The following is a 13,299-nucleotide window of genomic DNA, read 5'->3' on the forward strand; positions in this document are numbered from 1 at the left end:
GCCGTCGGCGCCCCCTGACCGGCCGCCCTCACCACCACGCCTGCCCGGTCCGGGTCGAACGCGGATGTACCCGCCCGTCTCCTCAGCGACGGGCGCCTCCAGGCCACCGTGAAGAACTCGTCGACAACCGCACCGAGTCAGACGGGCGATCGGCCTGCCATCGGCTCAGCGTCCCACGCCCTTGCAGTCGAGACTCCGAAAAGAAGTGGATTCCAGATATGCCGAGGCTTTGCAAGCCGGCGATGAGCGCGCCGGAACACATCATCACCGTGGAAGAAACCCTGGAATTTGCCCAGCAGGCGCACGCCGGCAAGCCGCAGCTCCCCTTGGCGCTTCGTCTGATCCGCAACACGGGCGTGCAGAAGCGGCACATCGTGCAGCCCATCGAGCAGACGCTCCGGCACCCGGGCTTCGAGGAGCGCAACCGCATCTACGAGGTCGAGTCGAAGAAGCGCACCCCCGAGGTCATCGAGCAGGCCCTGGCCAACGCCGAGCTGACGGCGCGTGACATCGACGCGATCATCTATGTGTCGTGCACCGGCTTCCTGATGCCGTCGCTGACGGCCTGGCTGATCAACAAGCTGGGCTTCCGCTCCGACACCCGGCAGATCCCCATCGCCCAGCTGGGCTGCGCGGCCGGCGGCGCGGCGATCAACCGCGCCCACGACTTCTGCATGGCCCACCCCGGCAGCAACGTGCTGATCGTCTCCTGCGAGCTGTGCTCGCTGTGCTACCAGCCCACCGCGGACGACATCGGCTCCCTGCTGTCCGACGGCCTGTTCGGTGACGCCGTCGCCGCCGCCGTCGTACGCGGCAACGGCGGCACCGGCATCGAGCTGGAGCGCAACGCCTCCTACCTCATCCCGGACACCGAGGAGTGGATCTCCTACGCCGTCAAGGACACCGGCTTCCACTTCCAGCTGGACCGCCGCGTGCCCGGCACGATGGAGCCGCTCGCACCGGTGCTGCGCGAGCTGGCCAAGGACCACAGCTGGGACGCCGGCAAGCTCGACTTCTACATCATCCACGCCGGCGGCCCGCGCATCCTGGACGACCTCGCCAAGTTCCTGGAGGTCGACCGGGACGTCTTCCGGCACAGCTGGTCGACCCTGACCGAGTACGGCAACATCGCCAGCGCCGTCGTGCTCGAAGCCGCCCGCAGGCTGATGGAGGAGGAGACCCCGCAGCCCGGCGCCACCGGCCTCATCGCGGGCTTCGGTCCCGGCATCACCGCGGAGATGGCCCTGGGCACCTGGGCCGACGGGTCCGCGCAGCCCGTCGACTGAGCCCGCCGCCCGGACACAAGGAAGCGAACCATATGACTGACCTCATCCTTCCGCCGGGTGCGGGGCGCAAGCTGGTCACCCCGGCGCAGGAGGTGACCTTCAAGGCCACCAAGGAGATGGGCTCCTCCGTGTCGATCTTCGAGGTGATCGTGCCGCCCGGATTCGACGTCGGGGCACATGTGCACGGCGACGCCCAGGAGTTCTTCTACGTCCTCGACGGCGAGCTGGACGTGCTGTGCTTCGAGCCGACCGAGCGCACCGGGGACAGCTGGCACAACTGGGTGTCCGCCCAGGGCGACCGGGTCGTCCGCGCGGGCGAGGGCAGCTGCATGTTCGTGCCGCCCGGCACCCCGCACGCGTTCCGCAACGCCACGGACAAGCCGGTGAAGATGCTCTTCGAGTGCTTCCCGTCGCCCGTCCACGAGGACTACTTCGAGGAGATCGCGGAGATCTGGTCGCGCGGCACCGGGGTGGACCCCGCGGCCGTGGAGGACATGCGCAAGCGGTACGACGTCACCCAGCTGACCCCGCTGCGCTACGAACCGCCGTCGGCCGACGCGATCCACCGACAGCACACGCACGAGCAGCGGAGTGGGAGGTGACCGAGGTGGAACCGATTCCCCTGGTCCACGCGAGCCTGGGTGAGCGGGAGCTGGCGGCCGTCGCGGAGGTGTTCGCCTCCGGCTGGCCGGCCGGCCAGGGCCCCAAGGGCAAGGCGCTGGAGGCCCAGCTGGCCGAGAAGTACGGCGTCGCCGACGCCGTCGCGGTGAGCAACTGCGGCGCGGCCCTGCACCTGGCCATGCTCGCGCTCGGCGTCAAGCCGGGCGACGAGGTGATCGTCGCCGACTACGGCTTCCCCGCGCCCGCGCAGGCGGTGCGCTACATGGACGCCACCCCCGTCTTCGCCGACGTGCGGCCCGACACCTACACCATCGACCCGCAGGCGGTGTCCGACCTGATCACCCCGCGCACCGTCGGTGTGATCGCGGTGGACACGGTCGGCATGCCCGCCGACTACACCGAACTGCAGGCGATCGCCGACCGCCACGGACTGTTCCTCGTCGAGGACGCCGCCTGCGCGGTCGGGGCGACCTACCAGGGCCGCCAGGCCGGTGCGCTCGCCGAGGTGGGCTGCCTGTCCTTCCACGGACGCAAGGGCGCCAGCAGCGGTGAGGGCGGTGCGCTGCTCGCCCGCGACCCGAAGATCGGCCAGGACGTGCGGCTGCGCTCCTCCTTCGGCATCGGCAGCATCTTCGACATGGGCAACGTCGTCGGCCTGCCGATCCCGACGTTCACCGAGATCGGCTACAACTTCAAGCTGTCCGACATCGCCGCGGCGATCCTCCAGGTGCAGCTGGGCCGGATCGACGAACTGCTGCAGCGCCGCAACGCCATCGCCGCACAGTACGGCGAACTCCTCGCCGACGAGGAACTGCTGACCCTGCCCCAGGTGCCCGAGGACCGCACCCACGCCTGGCAGACCTACATGGTCACGCTGGATGCGGGCGTGGACCGCGCCGCGGTCGCCGCAGAGCTGCGCGGCCAGGGCATCGGCTGCGGACACGGCACGTTCGCCGCCCATGTGCAGCCGGTGTTCCGTACGAAGCAGACGTGCCCCGTCTCCGCGGACCTCTTCGCGCGCCAGCTGGCGATCCCGATGCACGCGGAGCTCGCCACGCACCAGGTCGAGCGGGTCGTGGACGCCCTGCGCAGCGCGGTGCGGACCCATTCGACGTCCACCCGGGCCCTGGGAGGGGCAGCATGACGAGCAACAGGCCGACACCCGACCGCATCATGCGGCTCATCAACGGATACTGGGCCACCGGCGTCCTCGCCGCCGCGTCCACGCACTCGCTCTTCACCCATCTGGAGAACGGGGCGGGCACGGCCGCCGAGCTGGCCGACCGCGCCGAGATCTCCGAGCGGGGCGCGCAGACCCTCCTGGACGGGCTCGTCAGCCTGAGCCTGGTCGAGCTGCACGAGGGCCGCTACCGCAACACCCCCGAGGCGTCCGTCTACCTGGTCGAGGACACGCCCGTCTCGCTGGCCCGCTTCGCCAGGCTCAAGCTGACCCACATGGGCGCGCTGGCCGATCTGGCCGAGGTGGTCCGCGTCGGCGGGCCGGTCAAGGACGTGGTGGTGGAGGTCGCCAACAACCCGCACTGGGAGGAGATCGTCAAGGCGATCGCCGCCCAGTCGGTGCCGGCCGCGGGCATCGCCGCCGAGGTGCTGGGGCTGGCCGACGCCGGCGAGGTGTCCATCCTCGACGTGGGCGGCGGCTCGGGCATCTACTCGGGCATCTGGCTGCAGAGCAACCCGGCCGCCCGCTCCACCCAGCTCGACTGGGAGCCGATCAACGCCATCGCCCGCCGGCTGCTGGACGAGCGCGGCGTGGGAGAGCGGTTCACCACCGTCAACGGTGACTTCCACACCACCGACTTCGGCACCGCGCAGTACGACATCGCGGTCTACTCCCACATCGCGCACCAGGAGGGGCCGGAGGACAACGTGGAGGTGTTCACCCGGCTCCGGCAGGCCCTCAAGCCCGGCGGGGCCCTGGTGGTCTGCGACTACGTCGTCGACGACGACCGCAGCGGCCCGGCCTTCCCGCTGATCTTCGCCTCGGAGATGCTGCTCAAGAGCAAGCACGGCAGCACCTGGCGCCGGGCCGACTACCGCGACTGGCTCGTCAAGGCCGGCTTCGAGGACATCTCCTTCCACGCCGCGCCGCCCGCCACCGTGGTCGTCGCCCGGTAGCGGCAGGACCCGCTGACGGCCTGCGGTGACGCCGCCCCGGCGGCGCGATACGCAGGCACGAGCCACCGCCGCAGCGGCGGCCCCGGTGTTCGCGGGGCCGCCGCTGCGGCCTTTTTCCCCGGCACGGCCGCCACACCCTGTCCACGTGCCCCGGCATCCCGGCACCGAGGCGGCGACAGCCCGAACGTCCCTCGCTCACCGCAAAGGAGACAGCCCCGATGAAGGGATCTGTGGCCTATCAATCGATACAGAAGCGCGGCCTTCACATCGGCCTGCTGCCGGAGATGGCCGCCGCCGTCAACCCGTCGACGCCGATCTTCCTGGACCACGACCTGGACGTCCTGCCCGAGGCGGGACGGCGTCTGACGGTCGCCCAGTACGCCGACCACGTCGACGACCTGGCGGGCCGCCTGTGGGCGGCCGGGGTCCGGCCCGGCGAGCGCGTCGTGATCTACAAGACGGCCAACGCCGACCACTGGATGCTCGCCGCCGCGGTGTCCCGCATCGGCGCCGTCGTGGTGAACCTGTCGCCGGCCCTGGACGCCAAGACCGTCACCGTCCTGCTGGAGCGGGTCGACCAGCCGACGCTGCTCACCGACGGCACCAAGTTCGACGCCCTGGCCGACGTGCCGCTGGCGGACCTCACCCGCCGGGTGATCACCTCGGCGTTCGACCGCCCGGGCGCGATCTCGCTGGCCGAGCTCGCCGGCGCACCGCGCGTGAAGCCGGTGGTCCGGCCGATCGACGAGGCCGCGGTCATCACCCACACTTCCGGCACCACCGGCATTCCCAAGCTCGTCGTGCACACCCCCCGCACCCAGGGCATCCGGCTCCTGCCGCAGTGGCGGCTGCTGTCCTTGATGCGCAAGAGGGAGACCGTCGCCATCAACGTGCCCTTCGTGCACTCGCGGATGGTCGCGGCGATGTCCCTGGCGCTCCTGAAGGAGTACCCGGTGCTGCTGATGCGGGAGACGGCTCCCGCCGAGGTCGCCGAGCAGTTCCTCAAGCACCGGCCGGGCTTCGTCGAGGCGCTGCCCAACTCGCTGATGGAGTGGGAGGGGCTGGCCGAGGACCCGCGCGCGCCGTTCGGGTCGGTGAAGGTCTTCAGCAGCACCTTCGACGCCATCCACCCCGCCACCATGAGCAAGCTGCTCAAGGCCTCCGACCGGCGAGGCGCCCTGTTCTTCCAGATCTACGGGCAGAGCGAGGTCGGCCCGGCCGTCGGCCGCGCCTACTTCCGCCACTCCGCCCACAAGGCGAACGGCCGCTGCGTCGGCTGGGCCATGCCGATGGGCGCCGCGAAGGTCCGCGTGGTGAGCCGGGACGGGCACACCCCCTCCGAGACCAACCCCGGTTTCATCGAGGTCGCCTGGGACGGCCTGGCCAAGACCTACTTCGCCGAGCAGGACCGCTACGACACCAACCGCAACGGCGACTGGTGGCGGACCGGGGACGTCGGCTACCGCACCAGGTTCGGCTGCCTGCACATGCTCGACCGCGAGGTCGACATGATCCCCGGGGTGCGCAGCTCCCTGGAGGTCGAGGACACCGTCCTCGCCAAGCTGCCCGAGCTGAGCGAGCTGGTCGTCGTACAGGGACCCGACTCCGAGGCGGTCCCGGTGATCTGCACCCACGGCGACCAGCCGCTGGACCGGACCCGCTGGCGCGCGGCCGTCGCCGACTTCCCGCAGCTGGCCGACCCGATCCAGATCCCCGAGGCCGAACTGCCGCGCACCGCCACGCTCAAGGTGCAGCGGCTCGCCCTGGCCGACCGGCTCAAGGACCAGCTGAAGAACCGCGCCTGACAGCAGGTCCCGGGCGTTGCGTTGTCACGTCTTCACCCCCTACGTCTTGGAGTGTCATGTCCCGCCGCCTGTTCACCTCGGAATCCGTGACCGAGGGACATCCCGACAAGATCGCCGACCAGATCAGCGACGCCGTCCTCGACGCGCTGCTGAGCCAGGACCCCGCTTCCCGCGTGGCGGTCGAGACCCTGATCACCACCGGTCAGGTGCACATCGCCGGCGAGGTGACGACCGCCGCGTACGCCGACATCGCCACGCTGGTGCGGGAGAAGATCCTGCAGATCGGCTACGACTCCTCCGCCAAGGGCTTCGACGGCGCCTCCTGCGGCGTGTCGGTGTCCATCGGCGCGCAGTCCCCGGACATCGCGCAGGGCGTCGACACGGCCTACGAGTCCCGGGTCGAGGGCGGCGCCGCAGACGAGGAACCCGACGAGCTGGGCCGGCAGGGCGCGGGCGACCAGGGCCTGATGTTCGGGTACGCCACCGACGAGACGCCCACCCTGATGCCGCTGCCGATCGAGCTGGCGCACCGGCTGTCGCGCCGGCTCACCGAGGTCCGCAAGGACGGCACCGTCCCCTACCTGCGCCCCGACGGCAAGACCCAGGTCACCGTCGAGTACCTGGGCAGCACCCCGGTGCGCCTGGACACGGTCGTGGTCTCCTCGCAGCACGCCGCCGACATCGACCTCGACGAACTGCTCACCCCCGACATCCGCCGGCACGTGGTCGAGCCGGTCCTCGCGCAGCTCGCCGACGACGGCATCAAGCTGGAGACCGAGGACTACCGGCTGCTGGTCAACCCCACCGGCCGGTTCGAGATCGGCGGCCCGATGGGTGACGCGGGCCTGACCGGCCGGAAGATCATCATCGACACCTACGGCGGCATGGCCCGCCACGGCGGCGGTGCCTTCTCCGGCAAGGACCCCTCCAAGGTGGACCGTTCGGCGGCGTACGCGATGCGCTGGGTCGCCAAGAACGTCGTCGCCGCCGGTCTCGCCTCGCGCTGCGAGGTGCAGGTGGCGTACGCGATCGGCAAGGCCGAGCCGGTCGGTCTGTTCGTGGAGACCTTCGGCACCCACACGGTCGCCGTCGAGAAGATCGAGGAAGCCATCACCGAGGTCTTCGACCTGCGTCCGGCCGCCATCATCCGCGACCTGGACCTGCTGCGCCCGATCTACTCCCAGACCGCCGCGTACGGCCACTTCGGCCGGGAGCTGCCCGACTTCACCTGGGAGCGCACCGACCGCGCCGACGCCCTGCGCCGGGCCGCTCGTGCCCGCTGAGGGCACGCCGGGGCACCTCGGTGCCACAGTCGGCGGGGAGCAGCGAATCCCCCGTCTCGCCGCTCCCCGCTTCTCCCTCCTCGTTCCCCCGGCTCCTTTCGCCGTGCGCGCGGCACGAGGGCCCCAGCGCGCCGGACCGCCGTCGCTGCCCGGGACCGGACCACTACCGTTACGAAAGAGGTCAGTTGCAATGACACCGGAAGCCACGCTCGCGCGGTTTCGCGACTACATGGTGGGACCGTCCCGGTTCATGACCCTGGTGTCCTGCTTCGAGCTGGGCATCATCGACGCGCTGCGCAAGAAGTCCCACCTGACGGCGGCCGAGCTCGGCGAGGTGGCCGGCGCCAAGCCGGACGCCGTGGAACAGCTGCTGCTCCTGCTGGTCAAGGAGGGCTTCGTCGCCCATGACGAGGCGACCGGCCGCTACTGCCTCGACGGGCTCGCGGGAGTCTCCGACACGCTGCTCGAACAGGCGCTCGCCGACCTGAACATGATCAAGGCCGTCACGCTCCGCCAGCTCTTCTACCTCACCGAGAGCGTGCGCAGCGGGTCGGTCGCCGGCCTCAAGGAGCTGTACGGCCACGAGGGCGACCTGTACAGCGCGCTGGGCGAGCTGCCGGAGCTGCGCGAGCCGTGGGCGAAGCTGATGAACACCGTCACCGCCCATGTGGACCCCTGGTTCTTCGACAACGTCGACATCCCGGCCGGGTCCCGGGTGCTCGACCTCGCCGGGAACACCGGTCTGGGCGCCATCAACACCCTGAAGCTGAAGGACTCGCCCGGCCTGCGGGTGACCACGTTCGACCTCCCCGAGAAGGAGAAGGAGTGCCTGGAGAACTTCCGGGCGCACGGGGTGGAGGACCGCTGCGCGTTCATCGGCGGTGACGTCTTCGTGGAGGTCCCCAAGGGGTTCGACGTCGTCCTCGTCAAGCACTTCCTGCCCATGTTCGACAAGAGCGACGTGCTGCGGATCCTGGACGGCATCCACCGGTCGCTGGACGTCGGCGCCCAGGTCCACGTGCTGGTTCCGGTGTTCCCCGAGAACCTCGCCGACACCGAGAACTACACCGTCGACTTCTACCCCAGCTTCTTCATCGGCTGCACCATGGGCCAGGGCGGCCCGCAGAAGCTGTCCACCTGGCAGAGCTGGCTTGAGGAGTCCGGGTTCCAGGTCACCAAGGCGATCACCGACGACCCGGCCAACCTGCCGCCGCACGCCCTGACCGTGGAGGCCGTCCTGTCCGCCACGAAGGTCGCCTGACCGGCCGGTACACGCCTTCGCGAGGAGGCGAGTGCCGCCGGCACCTGTCCCACCTGGCCGGTGCCGTCCGTCGACGGCACCGGCCACGTCGTGTCAGGCCGGCAGCGTCCCGCCCGGCACCGTCTTCGAGGACCCCTGACCGAGCCGCCCGCACGGCACCCGTACGGCACCCGCACGGCCCTCCCACCGTTGCCCGACATCGGCCGAAACAGGAGACATGTCTACGAGACAACGCACTGTGTGCGTCATAGGCGCCGGTCCACGCGGCCTGTCGGTGCTGGAGCGGCTGTGCGCGAACGCCCGCTCACGGACCGAGGACGGCACCCTCCACATCCATGTGGTCGACCCCTACCCGCCCGGACCGGGCAGGGTGTGGCGCACCGACCAGTCCCCGCACCTGCTCATGAACACCGTGGCCGGACAGATCTCGGTGTTCACCGATGCCAGCGTCGACCTGCGCGGGCCCCTGGAGCCGGGGCCGAGCCTGCACGAGTGGGCCGTGGCCCTCGTCGCGGGCGACCTCGGCGACGACCACCCGGCGCACGTCCTTGAGGAGGCCCGCGCGCTGGGCCCCGACACCTATCCGACCCGCGCGTTCTACGGCCGCTATCTCGCCTGGGTGTACCAGCGCGTCGTCGACCGGGCGCCCGCCGGGGTGAGCGTCACCGCGCACGCCTCCCTCGCCGTGTCCCTGGACGACGCCCCGAACTCCCCGGACACGCCGCGCGAACCCCGCCAGCGGGTGGTGCTCGCCGACGGAACCGTGCTGGACGACCTCGACGCGGTCATCCTGTGCCAGGGCCACCTGCCGGCCCGGTTGGGCGCCGCCGAGCGGGAGTTCGTCTCCCGGACCCGGCGGGCGGGCCTCACCCACATCGGGCCGGCCAACCCGGCCGACGTCGACCTGGACGTGCTGGCCCCCGGCACCAAGGTGCTGCTGCGCGGCCTCGGGCTGAACTTCTTCGACTACATGGCCCAGCTCACCGCCGGCCGCGGCGGTACGTTCACGGCGGCCGAGGGACGGCTCGTCTACCACCCCTCCGGCAAGGAGCCCCGGCTCTACGCCGGGTCCCGGCGCGGCATCCCCTACCAGGCGCGCGGCGAGAACGAGAAGGGCCCGCACGGCCGTCACGAGCCGCTCGTGCTCACCGCGGAGCGCATCGCGGAACTGCGCCGCACCCACGGCCCCTCGGGGCTCGACTTCCGGGAACACCTGTGGCCGCTGATCGCCCGTGAGGTGGTGGTCGTCTACTACCGGACGCTGTTCACCTCACGCGGACACGACACCCTGGCGCAGCAGCTCCAGGACGACCTGCTGGCGGCCGGACCGGGCAGGGAGACGGGGCGTGCCGTCCTGGAGGCGTACGGCATCGGCGAGAAGTACCGCTGGGACTGGGAGCTGGTCGCCCGCCCCTACCGGGACGAGGAGTTCACCGGCCCGCGCGACTTCACCGACTGGCTCCTCGACTACCTGCGCGAAGACGTCGCCGAGGCCGAGGCCGGCAACGTCAGCGGCCCGCGCAAGGCGGCCCTCGACGTCCTGCGCGACCTGCGCAACGAGATCCGGCTCGCCGTCGACCACGGCGGTCTGCACGGCGACTCCCACCGCAGCGACCTGGACGGCTGGTACACGCCGCTCAACGCGTTCCTGTCGATCGGCCCGCCGGCCCGCCGCGTCCGGGAGATGATCGCCCTGATCGAAGCCGGCGTGCTGCGTGTCGTCGGGCCGGGCCTGCGCGTGACGGCCGACTCCACCGGATACGTGGCCGACTCCCCGCTCGTGCCCGGCTCCGAGGTCCGGGTGGACGCGCTCGTCGAGGCCCGCCTGCCCGACATCACCCTGCGGCGCACGCAGGACCCGCTCCTCGGTCACCTGCTGGAGAGCGGGCAGTGCACCGTCTACCGCATCCCCACCCGCTCCGGCGGCTCGTGGGAGACAGACGGACTGGCCGTCACCGAGCGGCCGTTCCACCTGATCGACGCGGCCGGGCGGCCGCATCCGCGCCGCTTCGCCTTCGGCGTGCCCACCGAGTCGGTGCACTGGGTCACGGCCGCCGGCATCCGGCCCGGCGTCAACTCGGTGACGCTCACGGACTCCGACGCCATCGCCCGCGCGGCCCTCGCCTGCGCCGCCGGGGACCGGCCGGCCAAGGGCGGCGCGGCGGACACGCACACCACCGGTGCCGCGCCCGGCGCACCCGCGGATCAGGACCGTACAGGAGGACCTACCCATGCTCACTGAACCCAGCCCCGCCGTGGCGGCGGGCCCAGGTCCGGCCCCGGTGGCGGACCCCGGTCTGCTGGCGCCGGTCTGGGCGGCCACCCCGGTCCTGGCCGCGGTGTCCGACGGGGCGTGGCTGCAGGCCATGCTGGACGCCGAGGCGGCACTGAGCCGGGCGCAGGCCCGGCTGGGAACGGTGCCCGCGGCCGCCGCGCGGGTGATCAGCGAGGCCGCGCGGGCCGACCGGCTCGACCTGGTCTCCCTGGCCCGCCAGGCACGCGAGTCCGCCAACCCGGTGGTGGCGCTGGTACGGGAGTTCACCGCGCTGGTCGCAGCCCGGGACCAGGAGGCGGCCGGCTACGTGCACCGCGGTTCGACCAGCCAGGACATCCTGGACACGGCGACCGTCCTGGTCGCCCGGCGCGCGCTCGCCGTGATCCGCGCCGACCTGGAACGCGTCGAGGAGGCGCTGGCCGCCCTCGCCGCCGAACACCGCGACACCCTGATCGCGGGCCGCACCCTGGCCCTGCACGCGGTGCCCACGACCTTCGGCCTCAAGGCCGCGGGATGGCGCCACCTCGTCCTGGACGCGATGGAGCGGCTGGACCGGGTGAGCGCCGAGGGGCTCGCCGTCCAGCTCGGCGGCGCGGCCGGCACGCTGGCCGGGTACCTCGCCTACGCGCCGGACACCGACCCGGCCGGCTATGTCCCGCAGCTGACGGAGGCGTTCGCGGCGGAACTCGGGCTGCCCGCCCCGCTGCTGCCCTGGCATGTGCTGCGCACCCCCATCGCGGACCTGGCCACGGCGGCCGCCTTCCTGTGCGGCGCCCTCGGCAAGATCGCGGTCGACGTGCTGTCCCTGACCCGGACCGAGGTCGGTGAGGTGCACGAGCCGTCGCCCGGCGGCCGCGGCGCGTCCTCGGCGATGCCGCACAAGCGCAACCCCGTCCTGGCGACGGCCGTCCGGTCCGCCGCCCTGCAGGCGCCGCAGCTCGCGGCCACGGTGCTGGGCTGCCTGCCCAGCGAGGACGAGCGGTCCGCCGGTGCCTGGCACGCCGAATGGGAGCCGCTGCGCGCCCTGCTGCGGCTGGCCGGCGGCGCGGCGCACCAGACGGTGGAACTCGTCTGCCATCTGTCGGTCGACGCGCAGCGCATGCGCGCCAACACCCGGCTCACCGAGGGGCAGATCGTCTCCGAGCGGATCGCCGCCGTCCTCGCCCCGCTGCTCGGCAAGGCACAGGCACGCGATCTGCTGAACGAGGCCTCCGCCCGGTCGGCGCGCACCGGTGAGCCGCTGGCCGACGTCCTGCGCCAGGACGAACGGGCGTCGGCGCATCTCACCGGCACCCGGCTGACCGATCTGTTCGAGCCGGACGCCTACACCGGTGCCGCCGGTTTCCTGACGGACCGCGCGCTGACCCGTTCACGGCCCGGGGCCGGCCCGCGCTGAGCACGGATCGCCGGGCGCCGCAATCGGCGCCCGGCGATCCAAAGGCCGCTGTCACACCCGCAGGTACCCCGCCGACCTGCGCGGATGCTGCGACCACGAGGCGCGCTGGCGCCTCAGCGCTGCCGTCGCAGGGCTATCTGCGTGAGCTCGTCGATGTCGAACTCGGAGCGGCCCGGTCTGCCGTAACGGGTGATCTTGCCGCGGCTCACCCACTTGCGGATCGTCGCCTCGGACACCCCGGCGGCGAGGGCGGCCACGTTCGTGGGCACCAGCCGGTGGCGTGGCGGTCTGGTCATGCGCTGACGGCCTTCCGTCGCCGCTCCACGAGCGGTCGCAGAGTGATCCATTCGTGAATTTCCCAGGTGTGTCCCGAAGAGCACTGGATGCTCCTCTTTCCGGTGTTGGCGCCGCGCTGTGCCGACGCGTTGATCGTGCCTGTGCAGTCCTCCACGACACATTCCCGCCCGGGCGCTTGAAGTTCACTCGGGGACGGGTCGATCGTGCGCAGAATCTCCAGCCTGAGAGCGTCGATCTCGTCCGCGAAATCGGCGGCCGGCGGCTGCGCCGCGAGCCAGGAAAGATGACGCAGTAAAAAGTGCGTCAAACCGGGAACCGAACGGATCGGAACGTCCGTCCCGAGTTTTTCGGCGACGAATTCCGACCACGACTCCAGAACGGCCAGGATATTGCACCGGGCGTCCAGCACGGACAGGTTCAGGTGGTCCTTGCTGCGGCTCCCGGACACCCGGGTGCGGTGCACCCGCCGGGCGATGGGCGCCACCTGGTGCAGGCTCTCCTCGTACAGGCCGGGGAGCGCGCGGAGGCTACCCTCCAGCTGTCTCAGGCACGGGACGCACAGGACGGACCCGGTGGCCGCGTGGAGTTCCTTGGCGTGCGTCCTCGGGCATATGTGAAACTCCATTCAAGCTCCTTCGAGTGGTGGCTCGTCCGGCAACCATCACGGAACGCACGGATCTCCCGTGCTGATTGCGCAGTCGTGATCGGATCGACGGTCCTCGGCAAAGGGAACCAGTACGATCGAATCCCACGCCGAGCTCGCCGAAGAACTCCACTCGGACACGGAAGGACGGTCCGGGGAGGATTCGGCAGGGATTCGGGTCTGATCGGGCGATTACCAGCACTGGTGCGTTCAGCGGATACAGTGCCTGTGTGTTACCCCCTGAGGCTGCCCAGCGTGAAACTATGGGTGCACAGGGAGGCTTCCACGGGGCAGTT

11 protein-coding genes are annotated in these 13,299 nt (G+C 71.3%); 9 read left to right on the top strand and 2 right to left on the bottom strand.

All coding sequences use genetic code 11. The features are described 5' to 3' along the window. Nucleotides 1–218: 218 nt before the first annotated feature. From C3489_RS18840 to pcaB, 9 genes are all read left to right on the top strand, one after another. Complete coding sequence (locus C3489_RS18840) at nucleotides 219–1,286, top strand: type III polyketide synthase (RefSeq protein ID WP_181139736.1); 1,068 nt, start codon at nucleotides 219–221, stop codon at nucleotides 1,284–1,286. A gap of 32 nt (nucleotides 1,287–1,318) precedes the next feature. After that, nucleotides 1,319–1,888, top strand: a complete 570-nt coding sequence (locus C3489_RS18845; RefSeq protein ID WP_103783033.1) for a cupin domain-containing protein — start codon at nucleotides 1,319–1,321, stop codon at nucleotides 1,886–1,888. A gap of 5 nt (nucleotides 1,889–1,893) precedes the next feature. Further along, on the top strand, nucleotides 1,894–3,051 hold the full coding sequence (locus C3489_RS18850; RefSeq protein WP_103783070.1) for a DegT/DnrJ/EryC1/StrS aminotransferase family protein: 1,158 nt from the start codon (nucleotides 1,894–1,896) through the stop codon (nucleotides 3,049–3,051). Beyond that, the gene (locus C3489_RS18855; RefSeq protein ID WP_103783034.1) at nucleotides 3,048–4,043 is read left to right on the top strand and encodes a class I SAM-dependent methyltransferase; all 996 of its coding nucleotides are present in this window, start codon (nucleotides 3,048–3,050) and stop codon (nucleotides 4,041–4,043) included. Before C3489_RS18850 ends, C3489_RS18855 begins: the two co-directional genes overlap by 4 nt. A gap of 218 nt (nucleotides 4,044–4,261) precedes the next feature. After that, nucleotides 4,262–5,848, top strand: a complete 1,587-nt coding sequence (locus C3489_RS18860; protein WP_103783035.1) for a class I adenylate-forming enzyme family protein — start codon at nucleotides 4,262–4,264, stop codon at nucleotides 5,846–5,848. 56 nt (nucleotides 5,849–5,904) lie between these two features. After that, nucleotides 5,905–7,131: a methionine adenosyltransferase gene (gene metK, locus C3489_RS18865; RefSeq protein ID WP_103783036.1), complete on the top strand. Its 1,227-nt coding sequence runs from the start codon at nucleotides 5,905–5,907 to the stop codon at nucleotides 7,129–7,131. Nucleotides 7,132–7,381: 250 nt separating this feature from the next. Beyond that, entirely contained in the window at nucleotides 7,382–8,392 is a 1,011-nt protein-coding gene (locus C3489_RS18870; protein ID WP_258054849.1) for a methyltransferase, read from the top strand. A gap of 217 nt (nucleotides 8,393–8,609) precedes the next feature. Further along, complete coding sequence (locus C3489_RS18875; protein ID WP_103783037.1) at nucleotides 8,610–10,634, top strand: FAD/NAD(P)-binding domain-containing protein; 2,025 nt, start codon at nucleotides 8,610–8,612, stop codon at nucleotides 10,632–10,634. Then, nucleotides 10,624–12,063 carry a 3-carboxy-cis,cis-muconate cycloisomerase gene (gene pcaB / locus C3489_RS18880; protein ID WP_103783038.1) on the top strand — a complete coding sequence of 480 codons (1,440 nt, stop codon included), beginning with the start codon at nucleotides 10,624–10,626 and terminating at the stop codon, nucleotides 12,061–12,063. Before C3489_RS18875 ends, pcaB begins: the two co-directional genes overlap by 11 nt. Before the next feature lie 113 nt (nucleotides 12,064–12,176). On the opposite strand, the gene C3489_RS18885 is transcribed toward pcaB, so the two are convergent. Together C3489_RS18885 and C3489_RS18890 are read right to left on the bottom strand one after the other, a co-directional pair. Continuing rightward, nucleotides 12,177–12,359, bottom strand: coding sequence for a hypothetical protein (locus C3489_RS18885; RefSeq protein ID WP_103783039.1), 183 nt, complete (start codon nucleotides 12,357–12,359; stop codon nucleotides 12,177–12,179). Next, nucleotides 12,356–12,844, bottom strand: coding sequence for a hypothetical protein (locus C3489_RS18890; protein WP_258054850.1), 489 nt, complete (start codon nucleotides 12,842–12,844; stop codon nucleotides 12,356–12,358). Before C3489_RS18890 ends, C3489_RS18885 begins: the two co-directional genes overlap by 4 nt. Between the last annotated feature and the right edge of the window lie 455 nt (nucleotides 12,845–13,299).

The sequence above is a fragment of the Streptomyces sp. Ru71 genome, from assembly GCF_002920535.1.
Taxonomy (GTDB): Bacteria; Actinomycetota; Actinomycetes; order Streptomycetales; family Streptomycetaceae; genus Streptomyces.